The organism is Streptomyces sp. Tek67B01, from assembly GCF_055231995.1.
This window is the reverse complement of sequence record NZ_JBUYUY010000001.1, coordinates 1,313,567-1,331,967: the sequence shown is the minus strand read 5'-3', so window position 1 is coordinate 1,331,967 and position 18,401 is coordinate 1,313,567. Positions and strand designations below refer to the sequence as shown.

At 71.4% G+C, this 18,401-nt stretch carries 22 protein-coding genes, 1 tRNA gene and 1 pseudogene; 12 read left to right on the top strand and 12 right to left on the bottom strand.

The features are described 5' to 3' along the window. The first annotated feature begins 60 nt into the window (after positions 1-60). The 4 genes from ACV7NM_RS06185 to ACV7NM_RS06170 are packed head-to-tail and all read left to right on the top strand — an operon-like array spanning position 61 to position 2,077. Positions 61-492: a roadblock/LC7 domain-containing protein gene (locus ACV7NM_RS06185; RefSeq protein WP_463409315.1), complete on the top strand. Its 432-nt coding sequence runs from the start codon at positions 61-63 to the stop codon at positions 490-492. Continuing rightward, a complete protein-coding gene (locus ACV7NM_RS06180) occupies positions 489-911 on the top strand; it encodes a DUF742 domain-containing protein (RefSeq protein WP_463409314.1) in 423 nt (140 codons plus the stop codon). Before ACV7NM_RS06185 ends, ACV7NM_RS06180 begins: the two co-directional genes overlap by 4 nt. Then, positions 889-1,491, top strand: a complete 603-nt coding sequence (locus tag ACV7NM_RS06175) for a GTP-binding protein (protein ID WP_463409313.1) — start codon at positions 889-891, stop codon at positions 1,489-1,491. The genes ACV7NM_RS06180 and ACV7NM_RS06175 overlap by 23 nt, the downstream gene beginning before the upstream one ends. Before the next feature lie 19 nt (positions 1,492-1,510). Then, positions 1,511-2,077 carry a GAF domain-containing protein gene (locus ACV7NM_RS06170; protein ID WP_463409312.1) on the top strand — a complete coding sequence of 189 codons (567 nt, stop codon included), beginning with the start codon at positions 1,511-1,513 and terminating at the stop codon, positions 2,075-2,077. A 9-nt stretch (positions 2,078-2,086) separates the two neighbouring features. Here the strand turns inward: ACV7NM_RS06170 and ACV7NM_RS06165 are convergent, their stop codons facing one another. Together ACV7NM_RS06165 and ACV7NM_RS06160 are read right to left on the bottom strand one after the other, a co-directional pair. After that, positions 2,087-2,995, bottom strand: coding sequence for a transketolase family protein (locus ACV7NM_RS06165; protein WP_463409311.1), 909 nt, complete (start codon positions 2,993-2,995; stop codon positions 2,087-2,089). A gap of 25 nt (positions 2,996-3,020) precedes the next feature. Beyond that, positions 3,021-3,722, bottom strand: coding sequence for a transketolase (locus ACV7NM_RS06160; protein ID WP_463409310.1), 702 nt, complete (start codon positions 3,720-3,722; stop codon positions 3,021-3,023). Between the two features lie 159 nt (positions 3,723-3,881). Here ACV7NM_RS06160 and ACV7NM_RS06155 point away from each other — a divergent pair. Continuing rightward, positions 3,882-3,955, top strand: a tRNA-Pro gene (locus tag ACV7NM_RS06155). Between the two features lie 33 nt (positions 3,956-3,988). Here ACV7NM_RS06155 and ACV7NM_RS06150 read toward each other — a convergent pair. Then, positions 3,989-4,459, bottom strand: coding sequence for a site-specific integrase (locus ACV7NM_RS06150; protein WP_463409309.1), 471 nt, complete (start codon positions 4,457-4,459; stop codon positions 3,989-3,991). 214 nt (positions 4,460-4,673) lie between these two features. After that, entirely contained in the window at positions 4,674-5,492 is an 819-nt protein-coding gene (locus tag ACV7NM_RS06145; RefSeq protein ID WP_463409308.1) for a TrmB family transcriptional regulator, read from the bottom strand. 333 nt (positions 5,493-5,825) lie between these two features. On the opposite strand from ACV7NM_RS06145, the gene ACV7NM_RS06140 reads away from it, so the two are divergent. Continuing rightward, the gene (locus ACV7NM_RS06140) at positions 5,826-7,745 is read left to right on the top strand and encodes a putative Ig domain-containing protein (RefSeq protein ID WP_463413849.1); all 1,920 of its coding nucleotides are present in this window, start codon (positions 5,826-5,828) and stop codon (positions 7,743-7,745) included. A 350-nt stretch (positions 7,746-8,095) separates the two neighbouring features. Next, entirely contained in the window at positions 8,096-9,787 is a 1,692-nt protein-coding gene (locus tag ACV7NM_RS06135; protein WP_463413848.1) for an ABC transporter ATP-binding protein, read from the top strand. Positions 9,788-9,864: 77 nt separating this feature from the next. On the opposite strand, the gene ACV7NM_RS06130 is transcribed toward ACV7NM_RS06135, so the two are convergent. The 3 genes and pseudogenes from ACV7NM_RS06130 to ACV7NM_RS06120 form a co-directional block, all read right to left on the bottom strand. Further along, a complete protein-coding gene (locus tag ACV7NM_RS06130) occupies positions 9,865-10,185 on the bottom strand; it encodes a winged helix-turn-helix domain-containing protein (RefSeq protein ID WP_463409307.1) in 321 nt (106 codons plus the stop codon). After that, on the bottom strand, positions 10,182-10,604 hold the full coding sequence (locus tag ACV7NM_RS06125; protein ID WP_463409306.1) for a hypothetical protein: 423 nt from the start codon (positions 10,602-10,604) through the stop codon (positions 10,182-10,184). Before ACV7NM_RS06125 ends, ACV7NM_RS06130 begins: the two co-directional genes overlap by 4 nt. Positions 10,605-10,695: 91 nt before the next feature. Beyond that, positions 10,696-10,815, bottom strand: a pseudogene (locus ACV7NM_RS06120) (potassium-transporting ATPase subunit C); the annotation flags it as partial. A 237-nt stretch (positions 10,816-11,052) separates the two neighbouring features. Between ACV7NM_RS06120 and ACV7NM_RS06115 the strand changes: the two are divergent. After that, positions 11,053-12,978 (top strand): APC family permease, encoded by a 1,926-nt coding sequence (locus ACV7NM_RS06115; RefSeq protein ID WP_463409305.1) that lies wholly within the window; start codon positions 11,053-11,055, stop codon positions 12,976-12,978. A 170-nt stretch (positions 12,979-13,148) separates the two neighbouring features. Further along, a complete protein-coding gene (locus tag ACV7NM_RS06110) occupies positions 13,149-13,340 on the top strand; it encodes a hypothetical protein (protein WP_463409304.1) in 192 nt (63 codons plus the stop codon). On the opposite strand, the gene ACV7NM_RS06105 is transcribed toward ACV7NM_RS06110, so the two are convergent. The 4 genes from ACV7NM_RS06105 to ACV7NM_RS06090 all read right to left on the bottom strand — a co-directional run bounded on the left by ACV7NM_RS06105 (position 13,304) and on the right by ACV7NM_RS06090 (position 15,473). Continuing rightward, positions 13,304-13,912 (bottom strand): phosphatase PAP2 family protein, encoded by a 609-nt coding sequence (locus tag ACV7NM_RS06105; RefSeq protein ID WP_463409303.1) that lies wholly within the window; start codon positions 13,910-13,912, stop codon positions 13,304-13,306. The two genes, ACV7NM_RS06110 and ACV7NM_RS06105, sit on opposite strands and share 37 nt — an antisense overlap. A 4-nt stretch (positions 13,913-13,916) precedes the next feature. Then, positions 13,917-14,195: a DUF3072 domain-containing protein gene (locus ACV7NM_RS06100; protein WP_463409302.1), complete on the bottom strand. Its 279-nt coding sequence runs from the start codon at positions 14,193-14,195 to the stop codon at positions 13,917-13,919. A gap of 152 nt (positions 14,196-14,347) precedes the next feature. Further along, a complete protein-coding gene (locus ACV7NM_RS06095; protein WP_463409301.1) occupies positions 14,348-14,743 on the bottom strand; it encodes an STAS domain-containing protein in 396 nt (131 codons plus the stop codon). Between the two features lie 223 nt (positions 14,744-14,966). After that, complete coding sequence (locus ACV7NM_RS06090) at positions 14,967-15,473, bottom strand: MarR family winged helix-turn-helix transcriptional regulator (RefSeq protein ID WP_463409300.1); 507 nt, start codon at positions 15,471-15,473, stop codon at positions 14,967-14,969. Between the two features lie 218 nt (positions 15,474-15,691). Here ACV7NM_RS06090 and ACV7NM_RS06085 point away from each other — a divergent pair, with 218 nt between their 5' ends. Then, on the top strand, positions 15,692-16,867 hold the full coding sequence (locus tag ACV7NM_RS06085; RefSeq protein ID WP_463409299.1) for a PP2C family protein-serine/threonine phosphatase: 1,176 nt from the start codon (positions 15,692-15,694) through the stop codon (positions 16,865-16,867). Between the two features lie 94 nt (positions 16,868-16,961). Next, a complete protein-coding gene (locus ACV7NM_RS06080; protein ID WP_366080522.1) occupies positions 16,962-17,132 on the top strand; it encodes a hydrophobic protein in 171 nt (56 codons plus the stop codon). Between the two features lie 84 nt (positions 17,133-17,216). Here ACV7NM_RS06080 and ACV7NM_RS06075 read toward each other — a convergent pair whose 3' ends face one another. Then, positions 17,217-17,438, bottom strand: a complete 222-nt coding sequence (locus tag ACV7NM_RS06075; protein ID WP_463409298.1) for a hypothetical protein — start codon at positions 17,436-17,438, stop codon at positions 17,217-17,219. A 180-nt stretch (positions 17,439-17,618) separates the two neighbouring features. On the opposite strand from ACV7NM_RS06075, the gene ACV7NM_RS06070 reads away from it, so the two are divergent. After that, positions 17,619-18,401, top strand: a complete 783-nt coding sequence (locus tag ACV7NM_RS06070; protein WP_463409297.1) for a hypothetical protein — start codon at positions 17,619-17,621, stop codon at positions 18,399-18,401.

Sequence of the window (18,401 nt, the reverse complement as noted above, 5' to 3'; positions counted from 1 at the left end):
GCGTCCCCTCCCTCTCCCATCCCCTTCACCACCCCCCACCCCAGCAAGGAGCGCACCCCCATGAGCGGCGAAGTGGCGACCAGGACGAGCCGACTCTCGGATCTCGACTGGCTCCTGAGCGGTCTGGTCCAACGGGTGCCGTACACGCGCAGCGCGGTGCTGCTCACGGCGGACGGGCTCGTCAGCTGTGTGCACGGCCTCGACGCCGACAGCGCCGACCACATGGCGGCGCTGGCTTCCGGGCTGTACTCGCTGGGCCGCAGCGCCGGCTCCCGGTTCGCGGAGGGCGCCGAGGTCCGGCAGGTGGTGGTGGAACTCGACACGGCGCTGGTGTTCGTATCGGCGGCCGGGGCCGGCACCTGCCTGGCGGTACTCGCGGACCGGGATGCCGACGCGGGGGTGCTGGGCTACGAGATGGCGATGCTGGTGAAAAGCGTACGTCCCTACCTGGCGGCCGCACCGCGGCGGACCGTCGCCGACGCGGAGCGATGAGGGCCACGGCACGGGGGGCGTACGGAGCCGGCGCGGGACGGGACACGGTTCCCTGGCTGGACGAAACGGCGGGCCGGGTCATGCGGCCGTACACGGCGAGCGGCGGCCGGACCCGGCCCGCCGTCGCCCTCGACCTGCTCTCGCTGGTGGCGGCGACCGGCGTACGCCCGCGTGCGCCACTGGGCGCCGAACACACCCTCGCGCTGCGCTTGTGCGCCGGCGCGTCGGCGGTGACGGTCGCCGAGGTGGCCGGGCAGCTGGCTCTCCCGGCGGGGGTGGTGAAGGTGCTGCTGTCCGATCTGGTGGAACACGGGGCCGTCGAGGCGCGCGGGCCCCGGTTCCCGGGCGGTGACTCGTTCGCCGCCGACGATGTCGACCTGCTGCGGGCGGTGCTCGATGGCCTACGCCGAAGGCTGTGACGACCGGGGCCTGCCCGCGACCTTGAAGATCCTGGTCGCGGGCGGGTTCGGGGCGGGGAAGACCACTTTCGTGGGCGCGGTGAGCGAGACCGAACCGCTGTGTACGGAGGAGCTGCTGAGCGACCTCGGTGAGGGCGCGGACCCGCTGGACGGGGTGGAGGCGAAGACGACGACCACGGTCGCCCTGGACTTCGGCCGGATCACCCTCGACCGCGGCCACGTCCTGTACCTCTTCGGCACGCCCGGACAGCAGCGCTTCTGGTTCTTCTGGGAGGAGCTGTGCGCGGGCGCGCTCGGAGCGGTGGTCCTGGCCGACACGCGCCGCCTCGCGGACTGCTTCCCGGCCGTGGACTTCTTCGAACGGCGCGGGATCGCCTTCGTCGTCGCCGTCAACGAATTCGACGGCTGCCACCGCTATACGGCCGGTGAGGTCCGGGAGGCGGTGGGGCTCGGACCGGAGGTGCCCGTCGTGCGGTGCGACGCGCGACTGACCGGGTCCGGCACGGGGGCCCTGGCCGCCCTCGTCCACCACCTGCTGTCCAACGCCGGGTCCGCGCGAGCGGCGGACGTGGCCACCTAGGAGGATCGGGGGAACCGTCATGACGTACTACGAATCGACCGGCCACCTGCTGCTCACCCCGGTGGACCGGGAAGCGCCGGCCCGGACGGTCCGGCTGCGCGAACTGGGGCTGGGGGAGCGGCCCGACTCGGAACTCGACGCCTTCGCGCGGCGGATCACCGAGACCCTGGACGCCCCGTACGCGGGAGTCAACTTCGTCGCCGAGGAACGGCAGTTCTTCGCGGGCCTCCACCACCGCCCCGACGCATCGCCGAGCGGCTACCCGGCCCGCGTGCTGACCCGGGATCTCGGCTACTGCCCCCATGTCGTGGTCCGCCGCCGGGCGTTGGTGCTGGAGGACGTACGGGACTTCGCGCGCTTCGCGGGCAACGCCGTCGTGGACGGCAGCGGGGTCCGCTCGTACGCGGGGGCGCCGCTCACGGACCGGCGGGGTGTCGTCCTCGGGACGGTGTGCGCGGTGGACGTGGTGCCGAGGCGCTGGGGGACGGAGGGCCTGGGTACGGTGAAGGCCCTCGCGGCGGAACTGGAGGAACTGCTGCGGGAACGGGAGGAAGTGCCGCGGGGACGCAACGACGCGGGCCGCTGAGCCGGGGCATCAGACGCCCGGCCGCAGGAAGGCGGAGATCCGCTCCCTCAGCGAGCGGGGGTCGAGGCCGTGGGCGGCGGTGTGCTCGGCGACGGTTCCGTAGCGCCGCAGTTCGGCGCGGCCGACGCCCAGGCCCAGCACCCGGTGCGGGAGGTCGCCGAGGGCGTCGTTGGCGGCGGCGGTGGAGGTGCCGGCGAGGTACGGCTCGACCAGTACCACGTCGGCCGTCACCCGCTGTCCGGCGGCGGCGCGCAGGGTCGCGTCGTCGAAGGGCCGCACGGTCGTCGCGTACAGCACGGTCACGTCCATGCCCTCGGTCGCGGCGAGGACGTTGTCCAGCAGGGGGCCGACCGCCAGCACCACGCCCGCGCGTCCCTCCCGCACGGTGACCAGGCCCGGGCCGGTGGAGGGGCGCGGCTCGGCGTTGGTCTGCGCGCTGAGGCGGACGTACACCTTGTCGTCCCCGGCGGCGTACGCGTCGCGCAGTAGCGCCTCCGCCTCGTCGGGGTGACCCGGCACGTGCACGGTCCACCCGTCGAGGGTGTCGAGGAGGGCCACGTCTCCGGGCGCCATGTGGGTGAAACCGCCGGCAGGCCAGTCGTAGCTCGCGCTCGCGCTGACGAGGACGCCGCCCGTGCCCTGGTGTCCGAAGTCCAGCTTGACCTGCTCGAACGGCCGCTCCACCAGGAAACTGGCGAAGGTGTGCATGATCGGCCGCAGTCCGGTCAGGGCGAGTCCGCCTCCCAGTCCGAGGAGCAGTTGCTCCCGGATTCCCACGTTGACCACCCGATCGGGGTGGCGCCGCTGAGCGGGCCGGAACCCGTCCATGGTGATCTCGGCGAGCACGAGTGCCAACCGGGGGTCCTCGTCGAGCATCCGCGACGTGACCGTGATGAACCGCTCCCGCATGGTGTCCATGTCTCCCCTGCCCCTTGTGTGTGGTTCAGAACTTCTTCTCGACGCGGGCGACGACGGCGTGCGGCCTGCCCGGGTGCGGCACCGTGAAGGCGGCGTGCAGAGCGGCGTGGTCGCGCCCGTCGACGGTGGTCGCCGACCAGCCGGCGGCCTCGAAGCGGGAGGCGATCCCGCCGGGCCAGCCGTGGGTCGCCGAGTCGTTGTCGATCACGACGGTGTGCAGCCGCTCCAGACCGGCGGAGCCCGCGTAGGCGAGTGCCTCGTGGTTGCTGCCCTCGTCGAGTTCCGCGTCCCCGATCAGCACCCACACGGCCGGCTCGTCCAGCCCCTGCGCGCGCAGACCCAGCGCGGTGCCGACGGCCAACGGCAGACCGTGCCCCAGGGAGCCGCTGCCGATCTCGACGCCGGGGATCAAGGTGCGGTCGGGGTGGTGTCCGAGGGGGGAGTCGAAGTCGCCGAACCCGCCGAGCCACTCGACGGGGAAGAACCCCTTGGCCGCGAGGACGGCGTAGTACGCCATCGGACCGTGCCCCTTGGACAGGAGGAACCGGTCGCGTCCCATGTCCCGCGCGGTCCCGGGCGACACCCGCAGCACCCGGTCGTACAGCACCCACAGCACGTCGAGCGTGGAGGTGGCGGCGGGTCCGTGCTTCTCGGCCCCTGTCATGAGCGCGATAAGACGACCCAGGTCCTGGTGGCGGAGCTCAGCGTCCGCGGCTGTTTGTGTCATGCACCTACCGTGCAACCTCAAGCCCACTTGAGGTCAAGCGCCGCCGCCCCGACCCGCCAGACGGTGCGACCCCGCGGAATGTGCGCGCGACCACCCCGGTAAGTGCGGTATTGTTTCCCTGCCAGTTCAGCCAGGGGAAATCCCCAGGTCAGCGGGCATCGGGACGTGGCGCAGCTTGGTAGCGCACTTGACTGGGGGTCAAGGGGTCGCAGGTTCAAATCCTGTCGTCCCGACTGTTGCGGAAACGCAGGTCGGAGGCCGTTCTCTCATCCGTGAGAGGGCGGCCTTTGGTGCGTCCGGGGCCGTGGTGGTCGCGGTGTGGTCGCACGCCCGAGCCGGGTCTGGTTGGCGGTGGCGCTGAAGGCCGGTGGCGCGGGGGAGCGGACTCGGCGGAGGGCTTCGCGCAGGGCGTGGATGTGCTCGCGTGCTGGTCGCAGCCAGGCCGGCGGCAGGGCCGTGCATGTGTTGGCCTTCTCGGCTCGGGTCGAGGTCTGGTCGATGGTGTCGACGGCTTCTCTTGCTGCCTGCTGGGTGAGGTGGCTGTAGATGTTCGCCGTGGTCGACAGGGTGGAGTGCCGCAGCGTCTTGGAGGCCACGGTGAGCGGCACGCTGGCTGTGATGGTGATGGTGATGGTGATGGTGGCGGCCAAGTGGCGCAGGTCGGGGACCGTGATCCGCGGGACGCCAGCCTCCTCGGACAGTCGGCGGAGCCGGTCCAGAACCTGGTGGGGTCCCACGGGAGGCCGTCGGGTCGGCAGAACACGAGTCCGGTGAACGGATCGTCAGGATCGCTGCGGTGCCGGGGGCCTCTACCGGGCACTGGAGGACCAGTGCTGCGGCGCCGCCCGCGGCCGCGGTCGGTTCTGGCTCGCCGACCGGCCCGACACGCTGCCGGCCTGGGACGCGGCCGACCGGTCACCTGCGGGTAGGTCGCCTCGGCTGGGGTGGGCGTCAGGGGTGGTGTGGGTGGGGTACGGTCTCGGCCCGGTCCCAGACCGCCTGGAACGCCAGCCTCAAGCAGGCGGCGAGCGCGGGGTGTTCGATGTAGAGCGCGGTGGTGGCCCGGGTGCCGGCCACGGGGTCGGGCATGTCGCACAGCACCTGTGCGGCGTCGGCGATGACCAGCTTCAGGGGGAGCGCCGGTGTGAATCGGGACTCCTCGCCCGCTTCGCCGAACCGGCGGACGTTTTCCAGGACTTCCGCTTCGCCGAGCCCGTCATGGGTGTAGACGGCGCGGGCGGTGCCCCCGGCCCGACGCAGTCTGCGCACGGCCTTGATGCCCTCGTTGTTGGCCGTGGGCGCCACGAAGGGCGGCTTGCAGAAACTGAGGAGTTCGTGCGTGGCCTGCCGCTGGATGCTCGCGAAGCGTTCGGCGATGGCCTTGGGGTCGCGTAGTACCTCGATGTAGTCGAGGGGGTCGGTGTGTGTCCGGCCGTCGGACCAGACCGGCGCCAAGGCCGCGGCCAGCGCCGTCGACACCTGATCGAGCCTGTCCAGCGACTCCCTTTGCAGGGCCATCAGGCGGGCGACGGCCGAATCGGGCGGCACGGCGGAGAAGGTGGCGACGCGTCCGGGGCGCAGGATGGTGAGGCGCCGCCGGACGAGTGCGTCCAGTACGTCGTACACGCGCTGGCGGGGGACGCCCGCGGTGCGGGCCACCTCCGCGGCGGTGTACGCCTCGCGCCTGACCAACGTCAGGTAGACCCGGGCTTCGTACCGGGACAAGCCGAGTGCGACAAGGTCGTTGACCGTGCTGTCGTCCAACTCCATGGCAGCACAAGGTATACCCGGAGATCACGTGTCGAAAGCAAGCCTTTGCCCTACGGGGGGTGTTCCCTTGGGCCCGGTCGTCACTACCTTCTGCGGTGGCCACCACTGCACGTGGTTGCAGTCGCATCAATGAATCCGTGCCACTCGTCATCCCGCGCCGACGCCGTTGTTTGGCATGTCATGGACGTGACAATCGCGGTCCCCACGTCGCGGCGAGTCAACCCCCCCATGGAGGGCCGTTCATTGCAACCGAACCTGTCCGAGCGCACCAGACGCCTGACCCGTGGTGGCGCCACCGCCTTACTCTCGGCGGTGGCCCTGATATCGGGCGGCATGCTGGCAGTCGCCTCCCCCTCCGTCGCCTCGACCGCCCCCGCCGGCGCCTCGGGCACCACGGCCGCGCACACCCAGCGGCTCTGTTCGGAGCCGACGAAGGCCGGCTTCATGGCCTGCCACGCGTTGGCCCGCACCGACCTCCAGCAGCACCTCGGCCTCACCCCGGGCATCCTCCCCTCCGGCTACGGGCCCACCGACCTGCAGAGCGCGTACGCCCTGTCGGCCTCCGCCGGCGCCGGCGCGACGGTTGCGATCATCGACGCGTACGACGACCCGAACGCCGAGTCCGACTTGGCGACGTACCGCTCCCAGTACGGTCTGCCGGCCTGCACCACGGCCAACGGCTGCTTCAAGAAGGTCGACCAGAACGGCGGCACCAGCTACCCGACCGCGGACTCCGGTTGGGCCGGCGAGATCTCTCTCGATGTGGACATGGTCAGCGCCGTCTGTCCGCAGTGCCACATCCTCCTCGTCGAGGCGGCCCAGCCGTCCATGGTCGACCTGGGCACCGCCGTGAACCGCGCGGTGACCATGGGGGCGAAGTACGTCTCCAACAGCTACGGCGGCGGCGAGGACTCCACCGACGCCGCCTCCGACACCTCCTACTTCAACCACCCCGGCGTCGCGATCACCGTCAGCTCCGGTGACAGCGGCTACGGGGTCGAGTACCCGGCGGCCTCCCAGTACGTCACCTCGGTCGGCGGCACCTCCCTCAGCCGCGCGGGCGGCACCACCCGCGGCTGGTCCGAATCGGTCTGGGGCACCAGCGCCGGCGGCAACGGAGCGGGCTCCGGCTGCTCCGCGTACACCACCAAGCCGTCCTGGCAGACCGACAGCGGCTGCGCCAAGCGCACCGTCGCCGACGTGTCCGCCGTCGCCGACCCGGCCACCGGCCTCGCGGTCTACGACAGCTACCAGGCGAGCGGCTGGAACGTCTACGGCGGCACCAGCGCCTCCGCGCCGATCATCGCCTCCGTCTACGCCCTGGCCGGCAACCCGGCCGCGGGCAGCTACCCCTCCTCCTACCCCTACGCCCACACCGCGTCGCTCAACGACGTGACCAGCGGCGCCAACGGCTCCTGCGGCAGCAGCTACCTCTGCACCGCGAAGTCCGGCTACGACGGCCCGACCGGTCTCGGCACGCCCAACGGCACGGCGGCCTTCAACGGCGGATCCACCGGCGGGAACACCGTCACGGTCACCAACCCCGGCAGCCGGTCCACCACCGTCAACACGGCGGCCTCAGTGCAGATCCAGGCGACCGACTCCGCGAGCGGGCAAACCCTCACCTACAGCGCCACCGGGCTCCCGGCCGGCCTGTCGATCAACGCCTCCACCGGCCTGATCAGCGGTACCCCGACCACAACCGGCACCTACAACGTCACCGTGACCGCCAAGGACACCACCAACGCGAGCGGCAGCACCTCCTTCACCTGGACCGTCACCCCGGTCGGTGGCAGCTGCACTCCGGCCCAGCTCCTCGGCAACCAGGGCTTCGAGTCCGGTGCCGCCGCCCCCTGGACCGCCTCGGCGGGCGTGGTCGACAACGGCAGCGGCGAAGCCGCCCACTCCGGCTCCTGGAAGGCCTGGCTCAACGGCTACGGCTCCACCCACACCGACTCGCTCTCCCAGTCGGTGACCATCCCGGCCGGCTGCCACGCCACCCTCAGCTACTACCTGCACATCGACACAGCGGAGACGAGCACCACCACCGCCTACGACAAGCTGACCGTGCAGGCCAACTCCACCACCCTGGCCTCGTACTCCAACCTCAACAAGAACACCGGCTACGCGCAGAAGACCTTCGACCTGTCCTCGTACGCGGGGCAGACGGTGACCCTCAAGTTCACCGGCACCGAGGACTCCAGCCTCCAGACGTCATTCGTGATCGACGACACGGCGCTCACCACCAGCTGACCGCTCCGTGAACGACGGGTCCGGACCGCAGGCATCGGTCCGGGCCCGCCCGTGCGGGTGCGGCGTTCCAGCCCACTCGCGACCGGCCGACAAGCCCCGGAAAACGTGTTGGCGGCGGATCGGTGGGGTCGGGGCCACGGGAAAACGCTTGGACTGCTCGGGCGTGCTTGCAGGACACTGCCAATCCTCCGCCGGTTCTACGACGCAGGGTTGCCATGGCATCGCTCGGATTACGCGAAAATTCGCCGGACACGGACACGGACACGGACACTGGTACGGGCGCGACGCTTCTCGCCCTTCGGTACTACGGAAGGGAGTTGGTCCGCCACAGATGGCTGACCCTGCCCGCGATGTTGCTGCCCGCGATGGGCAACATCGGCATCAACTACATCGCGCCGCTGGTCGTCGCGAAGCTCATCGCCCACATCGCGGGGGACGGCGGCGGCACCGGCATCGGCCCGATGTTGCCCTACGTCCTGTGGTTCGGGGGGACCCTGCTGCTCGCCGAGGCGCTGTGGCGCCTCGGACTGCACTGCCTGAACCGCCTTGACGCCCGGGGCATCGAGAGCCTCTACGTGATCGGCATGGACGAGCTGTTCGCCAAGGACGCCGCGTTCTTCCACGACAACTTCGCGGGCTCGCTGACCAAGCGGGTCCTGAGCTTCGCCTCCCGCTTCGAGGAACTCGTCGACACGCTGACCTTCTCCGTCATGGGCAGCTTCGTGCCGCTGGCGTTCGGATCGGTGGTGCTGTGGCACTACGAACCCCTGCTCGTGGTGGCCCTGCTGTCGATGATCGCGCTGACGGCGTTGTGCGTGGCGCCCCTGATCCGGCGGCGCCAGGGGCTCGTGCGGAAGCGTGAGGAGGCGATCGCCCGGGTCTCGGGCCACGTCGCGGACAGCCTGATGAACATCGACACGATCCGGGCGTTCGGCGCCGAGGAGCGCGAGGCCGCCGAGCACCGGTCGCGGGTCGCCGAGTCACGGCGGCTCACGCTGCGCTCCTGGGACTACGGCAACCTGCGCATCGACACGCTGGTCGCGCCGATGTCGGTGGTCACCAACGCGCTGGGGCTGCTCCTCGCCGTCACGCTCGCCGGCTCCGGCCACGGCGTGGAGGCGGTCGTCGTCGCCTTCACCTACTACTCCAACGCGACCCGGATCATGTTCGAGTTCAACCAGATCTACCGCCGTCTGGAAAGCTCGATGACCGAGGCCGCCCAGTTCACCGAACTGCTGCTGGAGCGGCCGACCGTGCTCGACCTGCCGTCCCCCGAGCCGCTGCGGTCCAAGACCGCCGCCGACGTGCGCTTCGAGCAGGTGACGTTCACCCACGCGGGTGCGAAGCCGCTCTTCGAACGCCTCGACCTGAGCGTGCCCAGCGGGACGAAGATCGGCCTCGTGGGTCGCTCCGGCGGGGGCAAGACCACGCTCACCCGGCTGCTGCTGCGCATGACGGACATCGACTCCGGCCGCATCCTGATCGGCGGGCAGGACATCAGCAGGCTGCGCCAGGCCGACCTGCGCGGCCTGATCGCCTACGTGCCGCAGGACCCGGCGATGTTCCACCGCACGCTCCGGGACAACATCGCGTTCGCCCGGCCGGCGGCCACCGACGCCGAGATCCGTCGTGCGGCGGAGGCCGCGCACGTCACGGAGTTCGCGGACGGGCTGCCGGAGGGGTTCGACACCATGGTGGGCGAGCGGGGCGTCAAGCTGTCCGGCGGACAGCGCCAGCGGGTCGCCCTGGCCCGGGCGATCCTGCGCGACGCGCCGATCCTGCTCCTCGACGAGGCGACCAGCGCCCTGGACTCGGAGAGCGAGATCCTCGTCCAGGACGCGCTGTGGCGGCTCATGGAGGGGCGGACGGCGCTGGTGGTGGCGCACCGGCTCAGCACGGTCGCCACGATGGACCGCCTCGTCGTCCTCGACCGCGGCCGGATCATCGAGCAGGGCACGCACGAGCAACTGCGCGCCTCGGACGGCGCCTACGCGAAGCTGTGGCAGCACCAGTCGGGCGGCTTCCTCGAAGACACCGTCTGACGTCCGGCGAGTGGCCGTGCGCCAGGCTCGGCTGCCGGCCACCCATCATGGGCCGGCCGGTAGGTCCGCCGGCCCGGCTATGGCGACCAGTCGGCGGCGATGGCACGCAGGGCGGTCAAGTGGCGGTGGTAGACGGCTCGGCCCTCGGGAGTCAATGAGAGCCAGGTGCGCGGGCGCCGGCCCACGCGTCCTTTGTGGACCTCGATGTAGCCCACCTCTTCCAAGGCCGCGATCTGCTTGGAGAGGGCCGAGTCGCTGACCTCGACCAGATCCCGCAGGAAACCGAACTCGGCCTTGTCCAGCGGTGCCAGCGCGGCGACCACCGACAGCCGCACCGGGGCGTTGAGCAGTGCGTCGAGCTCGTGCCGGGGGTGGGAGCCCGGCCCGCCGGGGGTCACGACGGCCGCCGCAGTTCGAGCCAGGCGCCGGTCGCGGGTGGCAGGGCACAGACCACGGCGCCCACCACGGCGAAAGCGGCGCTGCCCGGGAAGACCTGGAGACCCACGATGAGCGTCGCGCCGAAGATCAGGCCCCACGCACCGATGATCATCCCGTGGCGGACTCCGAAACCCCGGCGGACCGCCTGCTGCCGTGCCGCGTACAGGCTCAGACCACCGACGAGAAGCATCTGCGTCACGGCGAACACGGCGGCCGCCACGGGCCCGTGCCACAAGAGGGCAGTGGGCACTACGAGCAGCTGAGCCCCACCGAAGACCGCGAGATATCGCGTGTACCAGTCGCTGCCCCGCAGCGCGGCGCGCTCCATGCCGACCGCCCGCTCAAGGGCCCCCGCCCCCTCACTCGGTCCGTCCACCATGGTTCCCCCTCGCTCGAGCCATTGCCTGTCCGCAATGGCTTGTACTTGCCACATTGGCATGTAGAAGCCATTTGGGCAAGTGAATGGCCTGTCAGGATCCGGTCAGGGCCTCGAGTGCCGTGTTGAGCTCCAGGACGTTGACGCGGGGTTCGCTCATGAAGCCGAGGGTGCGGCCTTCGGCGACGAGGCGTTCCACCCGTCGCACGTCGAGCTTCTGTCCGGATCGCAACTCTTGACGCCCTCCTGGCGGGCGCGGGGTCGACCTCGGCGGCCTTCATGCGCGCCGCTCCCGCTGTGGCGATCGACCTCGCATTCGAAGGTAGGCAGGCGGCCAGCGTTAAGAATGTGTCAGGATTGGACCCCGGTCGGGCAGGAATGTTCAGGATGCGTACGCTGGCTCAGCCGTCGAGGTGATGGCCGATTTCATGCGTACGACAGGAGCACCACGATGGCCACCCCTGCCCGCACGCCACGCCTGCGCGCGTGGCTGCTGGAAGGCTTGACCGACCGCCCCAAGCAGCAGGACCACACCGAGCACGAGGGGCGCCCCTGGTGGCGCGTCATGTGCCTCACCGGTCTCGACTACTTCTCCACCCTCGGCTACCAGCCCGGCATCGCGGCCCTCGCCGCCGGCCTGTTGTCGCCGGTCGCGACCATCGTGCTCGTCCTGCTCACCCTCTTCGGCGCACTGCCCGTCTACCGGCGGGTGGCCGAGGAGAGCCCGCACGGCGAGGGCTCCATCGCGATGCTGGAACGGCTGCTCTCCTTCTGGAAGGGCAAGCTCTTCGTCCTGACCCTGCTGGGCTTCGCGGCGACGGACTTCCTGATCACCATCACCCTCTCCGCCGCCGACGCCACCGCGCACATGGTGGAGAACCCGCACCTGACCGCGACGCTGCACGGCCACGAGGTGGTCATCACGCTGCTGCTGGTCGCCCTGCTCGGGGCGGTGTTCCTCAAGGGGTTCAGCGAGGCCATCGGCGTCGCCGTCGTCCTGGTCGGCACCTACCTCGCCCTGAACGTCGTCGTCATGGCCGTCGGCCTGTGGCAGGTGGTCTCCCGACCGCACGTCATCGTCGACTGGTCGCAGGCCCTGATCACCGAACACGGCAACCCGTTCATGATGATCGCCATCGCCCTCGTCGTCTTCCCCAAACTCGCGCTCGGCATGTCGGGATTCGAGACCGGCGTGGCCGTCATGCCGCACGTACGGGGCGACCGGGACGACACGGCCGACGAGCCCGCCGGGCGCGTGCGCGGGACGAAGAAGCTCCTGACCACCGCCGCCGTGATCATGAGCGTCTTCCTCATCATCAGCAGCTTCATCACCACCCTGCTCATCCCCGCGGACGCGTTCAAGCCCGGCGGCGAGGCCAACGGCCGAGCCCTGGCGTACCTCGCCCACGAGCACCTCGGCACCGCCTTCGGCACGGTCTACGACGTCTCGACCATCTGCATCCTGTGGTTCGCCGGCGCCTCGGCGATGGCCGGACTGCTCAACCTGATGCCCCGCTACCTGCCCCGCTACGGCATGGCCCCGCAGTGGGCCCGGGCGCTGCGCCCGATGGTGATCGTGTTCACCCTCGTCGCGTTCCTCGTCACCTGGCTCTTCGACGCCGACGTCGACGCGCAGGGCGGCGCCTACGCCACCGGCGTCCTCGTCCTGATCACCTCCGCCGCCGTCGCCGTGACCATCGCCGCCCGCAAGGCCGGCCAACGCGGCTGGACCATCGGCTTCGGCCTCATCTCCGCGGTCCTCCTTTACACGACCGCCGTCAACGTGGTCGAACGCCCCGACGGCGTGAAGATCGGCGCCTGCTTCATCGCCGGCATCATGGCGCTCTCCCTGCTGTCCCGCCTCGCCCGCGTCTTCGAACTGCGGGTCACGGACGTGGAACTCGACGCAGTGGCCCAGCGGTTCGTCCGCGACGCCGCCGACCGCACGATCCGCTTCGTCGCCAACGAGCCCGGCAGCCGCGACGAGGCGGAGTACCGGGACAAGGCCCGGCAGATCCACGAGGACAACGACATCCCGCCCGGTGACGACATCGTGTTCGTCGAGGTCACCGTCCTGGACGCGTCCGAGTTCGAGTCGGGTCTGCGCGTGCGCGGGGAGGTGCTGCACGGTCGCCACCGGGTGCTGACCCTGGAGAGCGCCAGCATCCCCAACGCCTTGGCCGCACTGCTCCTGCACGTGCGCGACGAGACGGGGCAGCGTCCGCACATCTACTTCGAGTGGACGGAGGGGAACCCGATGGCCAACTTCCTGCGGTTCTTCCTCTTCGGCCAGGGTGAGGTCGCCCCGGTCACCCGCGAGGTCATCCGCGAGGCCGAACCCGACCGTCGGCTCCGACCCCACGTCCACGCCGGCTGAGGCGCCACCCGGCGCCCCGCGCGCCGAGGGGCGGTTCAGGCTGCCACGGAACGGAGCCCCCCGCATCCGCAGGGGGCTCCGGCGGGGGACGCGTCCGCCTCGACCTGCGGGACGCGGGGCGCGGCGCCATCATGAGGGAGATCCCACCCCAGCTTCGTCAGGAGCCTGTTGTGTTCGAACGCCAGCCTCGCCAAGACCGCATCGAACTCCCCGTCGCCGCAGCGGCCGACGCCCCCCGAAGCGCGGTCGGCAGGGCGGGGGAGGCCCGTCGGCGCTACCACGCCGCCGGGGACTACTGGTTCAACGAAGAGGGCGCCGACGGCCGTCACGAGGGCCACAGCCGCCCCGGCCCGGGGAACTGAGCCGAGACCGCCCGGGGAACGAGCCGCCGGCCGCGGCGCGAGGCTGCGGGCACGGCGCGGAGCAGGGCCCGGGAGGCGAGCCCGATGACGGCACCGGCCGCGACATCGCTGGGGTAGTGGGCACCGCTGTGGACCCGCTGGACGGCGAGGGCGGTGGCAGCCCCAAGGCACAGCGCGCCGGCTCCGGGCCACTTCTCGGTCACGGCCGCGCTGAAGGCGACCGCGGCGGCGGTGTGTCCCGACGGAAAGGACGAGGAGTCGGGCCGCTCCCGCACCTCGTCCGCGCGAAACCATTCCTCAGGCGGCCTGTCCCGGGCCACGAGCTGTTTGACGACGGCGTTGGACAGCACTTCGGCCACCGCCATTCCCGTCAGCCCCGCCACCGCGGCCGCGCGTCCGCGCCGACCGCCCGTGACGGCCAACAGCAGGGCGACGCCCCACCACAGTTTGGTGCGCCGGGCGGCGCCCTCGACCCCGGACAGGGCACGCCGGGCCCAGAGCGGGTCCCAGCCGGCCAGGCGCCGGGTGAGACGCCGCTCCGCGGACCGTAGTCTCGGCAGGGCGCGCGTCACGCGGTCACGGACTCTCGGTGTCGCCGGGCCGGGTGGCCGCCTCGTCGGCGGGGGTGCGAGGCACCGCTCCCCGCGGCGCGGCCGTCCGGGGCGAGGCCTGTCGGAGGCGGTCGATCAGCCGGGAGGCCTCCGCTTTGCTGAGCGTCTCGGGGACGTCCTCCCCGGCCTCCCGGGCCAGGGTGTGCAGGTAGCTCAGCTGGGGACCGGTGGCCGGCTCGTCACCGGTGACCCACTCGTCGACGTCCTTGTCCGGCTGCTGTTCGTTGGGATTCAGATCGGTCATAACGTCCGACTACCCCGCTCGTCGGCCATGCCATCTCCGACGACGGGGAAATCTCGCGCCCCGTCGTACCGCCCGCAGTCGTGTTCCGGTAGTCCCGTCGGCCGCGGTCGTATCGCCTGCGGGCGTACGGGGGCCGCACGAGTCGTGTGGGTCTACGGGTGGTAGGTGACCTTCGCGACGCGGTCCCGCCGGGGGCGGACCGAGGGGCGGGGGCTGATCGCGAAGTGGGCGTCCAGGCCGGTCAGACGAAGCAGCCGGATCACCCGGGGCGCCGGCTCCGCGAGGCTGAGCCGGTCCGGGCCGAGGCTCAGGCGGGCTCGCAGCAGGATGTTGATCAGGGCCGCGCCACCGAAGCTCACGTCCCTCAGGTTCAGCACGACGGGCAGGGGTTGGCGGGGGGAAGCCGCTGATTCAAGGGTGCGTCGCAGGGGGTCGATCGTGTCGAGATCGACCTCGCCACTGACCGTGATGACCCACGCGTTCTCGGTCCGGACAGTGGTGACGTTCAACAGGTCGTTGTTCAGGTGGTGGATACGAGTCGTCGGCACAGATGGCCTCTCATGGGCTTACGGCGAGGCCGACCGGACGGTCGTCTCCCGCTTCGGGTTCTGCGGCGCCGCCACCTCGTTGGTCAGCGCTGCGCAGCTCCGGCCTTCACGCACGACCAGGATCTCCACGCTAGCGATATAGTTTCCACATGGCAACAATTGCTGGTGGGGGCGGGCGTACCGGGGGCCCCGGTTCCGGGGTCGGTGCGCGGCGGGGACCGGCTCAGGCGGTGTCCGTCATGGCGGCGGGGGCGCCGGGATCGCGGCGGGGCAGCCCCATGCGGGCACCGGCGGCGTCCTCGAAGGCGGCGAGTCCGAGGGTGAGGGCGGCAAGCTGCGCGGGGGGCATGGAGGCCAGTACGTCGGTCACCTCGCGCCGGCGGAAGGCGCGGATCTGATCGAGCGTGTCCTGCCCCGCCCGGGTGAGGCGCAGTTCGATCTCTCGCGCGCTGTGGGCGCTCGCGGTCCGGCGGAGCAGCCCGACGGCTTCGAGACGATCGCACAGGCGGCTCACCGCCGACGGGCGGGAGCCCAACGCCTCGCTCAACGCCCGGAGATTGACGCCCTGGTTCGATTCGATGACGAAGAGAGCGCGCAGCTGGGACGGGGGGACCGAGCCGGTCGCCACCGCCTCCTGCCCGCGGGCCCACAGCACGTCGAGCAACTGCGAGACCGTGCTCAGGGCATGGGCTGCCGCCAGGTGGTCGGGGTGCTGGCCGGGCGGGGGCATTGGCCTACTGTGTCATCCCGCACCCTGCCCCAGCCATCCCGGCAGCTCTCGGCCGTCGCCCCGGCCGCCGTCGGGCCTGTCCTGCCCCGCTCCGCCCGCACGCTCCGCACCGCCCCCCGCCGACCGCCGCCCACCGGCCGCCGTGACCCACCACCACCGTGACCTTCGACCCCTGTCACCCTCGACCACCGTGACCCTCTAGAGAGCCTGACCCGACGATGACGAACTTCCTGGCTGTCGAGCGCGCCCTGCGCGCCGCCGCTCCGCACGCACTGATCGAGGCGGCCCGTTCCGCCCTCGCGACCCACTACGGGGCGTACGCCGTGGAATTGTTGATGGCCGACTACAGCCTCGCCACTCTGCACCCCGTCACCGCCGTACCCCGTTCGGCCACCGCGCTGTCCGTCCACAGCACCGTCGCGGGCCGCGCCTTCGGAAGTCAGGTGCCCTGCCAGGAGGACACCGGCCCGGGCGTGATCGTCATGCACCTGCCGGTGACCGTCCGCGGGGACCGGCTCGGCATCCTCTCGGTGTCGCTGCCCGGCGAATCGTGCACCCCCGAGTCCCGCAACGACCTCGCCGAGATCGCCGGCCTGCTCGGGCACGAGGTCCTCGTCGCCGAACGGGACACGGACGTCTACCTCCAGGCGCGCCGCGTCAGCCGGCTCACCCTGGCGGCGGAGATGCAGTGGCAACTGTTGCCGGCCCGCGCCTGCGCGCGGGCCGAGTACTCCATCGGCGCCCAGCTGGAGCCCGCGTACGCCATCCACGGGGACAACTTCGACTGGGCCAGTACCGCCGAGACCCTCACCCTCACCATCACCAACGGCATGGGCGAAGGCATCCAGGCGGCCCTGCTGACCAACCTCGCGGTCAACGCCCTGCGCAACGCCAGGCGCGCCGGCATCGGCATCGCGGATCAGGCCGCCCTGGCCGACCAGGCCCTTTACGCCACGCACCGGGGCGAAGCGTACGTCTCCACCCTCCTGCTCTCCTTCGAGCTGGCCACGGGGCGGGTGCAGGTCGTCGACGCCGGCTCACCGCAGCTGTGGCGCCAGCGGGACAAGGCCGTGGAGCGCGTGCCCTTCGAGGCCCAGTTCCCCCTCGGCATGTTCGACCAGTCGGAGTACGGGCTCCAGGAGTTCCGCGTCCTGCCGGGCGACCGGCTCGTCTTCGTCAGTGACGGGGTCTACGCCGCCTCCTCGCCCGGGGGCGAGGCGTACGAGGAGCGGGCGCTGGCGCGGGCGATCGCCTCCGCGGCCCTGCTTCCGGCCACGGAGGTCCCCACCGCGGTCCTGCGGGCGCTGCGGGACTACCGCGACGCCGACGCGGACGACGACGCGCTGGTGGTCTGCCTCGACTGGCACGGCCGCGGCGCTCTGTCCGCGGCCTGAGCGGGACGCACCGGCACGGATGCCGCGCGGATAAGAAAAACGTAAGAGCGCGGCATGGACGGATTCGCCCCGGGCAGACCCGTGTCGGAGGTGGATGACCATGGTCCCGCTGCTTCTCGTTCTTCTGCTCGTGCTGATTCTTTTCGGCGCCGGCTTCGCCATCAAGATCCTCTGGTGGATCGCGCTGGCGGTCCTGGTGATCTGGCTGATCGGCTTCGTGGCCAGGCCGCGTGGCGGTGGTGGCGGCCGCTGGTACCGCTGGTAGCGCGTACCCCGTTCCCACAGGCTCGGGGCCCGACCCGTGAGGGGCGGGCCCCTTTCTGTCGTGCCGGGCCCGTACGGGACGGACCTACCACTCCGGGTGCACCTCGTAACTGTCGTGCCGCACGCCGTCCGCGCCGACCCAGGGGCGCAGGCGGCCCGGTCCGCTGTCGGCGTGCGAGTAGGCGACGGGCTCCCCGGTGTCGTCCGTCACGATCACGGCCCCGGCTCGCTGGGCACTGCGCAGGGCGTGCGTCCAGTGCCGCCCGCGCCTGCCCGTGCGGTAGTCGGGAACTTTGCAGTCGGCCATCACCGATCACGCACCACTCCGCCGTCGTCTGCGATTGGACGGTTTTGGTACCCGTTTGAGCGCGTATTCCACCCTGAGTACGTTATGTCTTTTTTGCTCCGTTTTGGGGTTCGTCGCGGTCGGACGGGTACGCGCGGGTGGAGGACGGATTGATTGCTTCGATCGACGAGGAGAAGAGCCTTGACTGACATCCAGGACTCAGGCCGCCGTCCGGCCGGAACGCCGGCGGCGGTAGCGCGAACGGCCCAGGACACGCTGGGGGAGAGCGCCGCGAAGGCCGGCGACAAGGCGACCGACGTGGCCCAGACCGCCAAGGAGCAGGCGGGACAGGTCGTCGGCGAGGCCACGAGCCAGGCCAAGGACCTCATCGGCGAATTCAGGGACCAGCTCCAGGACCAGGCGGGGACCCAGACGCGCCGCCTCGCCGGGAACGTGCGCCGGCTCTCGGACGAACTGCGCGAGATGAGCGAGAACAGCGGGTCCGGTTCCACGGCGGCCGGACTGGTCGGCCGCGTGGCGGAAAGCGGCCGCCAGGTCGCCGACCGCATGGAAGAACGTGGCCCCGAGGGCCTGGTGGGCGACCTCCAGGACTTCGCCCGCCGCCGCCCCGGTGTGTTCCTCGCGGGAGCCGCACTGGCGGGCTTCGCGGCGGCGCGCGTGGTCCACGGCCTCAGCGCCGCGGCGCCTTCCGGCACGACCGGCCCGCGTGCCGTCCCGGCGGCGGGGAGCGACGGGTTCGCCGCCCCCTCACCTGGCCCCTCGCCCGCGGTCTCGCCCGCCACCGAAGGCAACGGCGCGCCGCCCGGCACCGGCCGAGGGGCGTACAGCGATCCCCTCGACACCTACGGACAGTCACAGCCGCCTCACGTGACGCCGGCCCCGCAGGGCGCGCCGGCCCCGCCGCCGTACTCGCCCGGCTCCCCCTCGGAAACCGGCGGCGCCCACCCGACGGAAGGCGGTTGA

Coding starts and splice junctions, on each gene's coding strand:
- ACV7NM_RS06175 (WP_463409313.1), top strand. CDS start 889: ATGGCCTACGCCGAAGGCTGTGACGACCGGGGCCTGCCCGCGACCTTG.
- ACV7NM_RS06085 (WP_463409299.1), top strand. CDS start 15,692: ATGACGAACTTCCTGGCTGTCGAGCGCGCCCTGCGCGCCGCCGCTCCG.
- ACV7NM_RS06125 (WP_463409306.1), bottom strand. CDS start 10,604: ATGGTGGACGGACCGAGTGAGGGGGCGGGGGCCCTTGAGCGGGCGGTC.
- ACV7NM_RS06100 (WP_463409302.1), bottom strand. CDS start 14,195: ATGACCGATCTGAATCCCAACGAACAGCAGCCGGACAAGGACGTCGAC.
- ACV7NM_RS06180 (WP_463409314.1), top strand. CDS start 489: ATGAGGGCCACGGCACGGGGGGCGTACGGAGCCGGCGCGGGACGGGAC.
- ACV7NM_RS06170 (WP_463409312.1), top strand. CDS start 1,511: ATGACGTACTACGAATCGACCGGCCACCTGCTGCTCACCCCGGTGGAC.
- ACV7NM_RS06160 (WP_463409310.1), bottom strand. CDS start 3,722: ATGACACAAACAGCCGCGGACGCTGAGCTCCGCCACCAGGACCTGGGT.
- ACV7NM_RS06165 (WP_463409311.1), bottom strand. CDS start 2,995: ATGGACACCATGCGGGAGCGGTTCATCACGGTCACGTCGCGGATGCTC.
- ACV7NM_RS06075 (WP_463409298.1), bottom strand. CDS start 17,438: ATGGCCGACTGCAAAGTTCCCGACTACCGCACGGGCAGGCGCGGGCGG.
- ACV7NM_RS06090 (WP_463409300.1), bottom strand. CDS start 15,473: ATGCCCCCGCCCGGCCAGCACCCCGACCACCTGGCGGCAGCCCATGCC.
- ACV7NM_RS06115 (WP_463409305.1), top strand. CDS start 11,053: ATGGCCACCCCTGCCCGCACGCCACGCCTGCGCGCGTGGCTGCTGGAA.
- ACV7NM_RS06135 (WP_463413848.1), top strand. CDS start 8,096: ATGTTGCTGCCCGCGATGGGCAACATCGGCATCAACTACATCGCGCCG.
- ACV7NM_RS06185 (WP_463409315.1), top strand. CDS start 61: ATGAGCGGCGAAGTGGCGACCAGGACGAGCCGACTCTCGGATCTCGAC.
- ACV7NM_RS06080 (WP_366080522.1), top strand. CDS start 16,962: ATGACCATGGTCCCGCTGCTTCTCGTTCTTCTGCTCGTGCTGATTCTT.
- ACV7NM_RS06145 (WP_463409308.1), bottom strand. CDS start 5,492: ATGGAGTTGGACGACAGCACGGTCAACGACCTTGTCGCACTCGGCTTG.
- ACV7NM_RS06140 (WP_463413849.1), top strand. CDS start 5,826: ATGCTGGCAGTCGCCTCCCCCTCCGTCGCCTCGACCGCCCCCGCCGGC.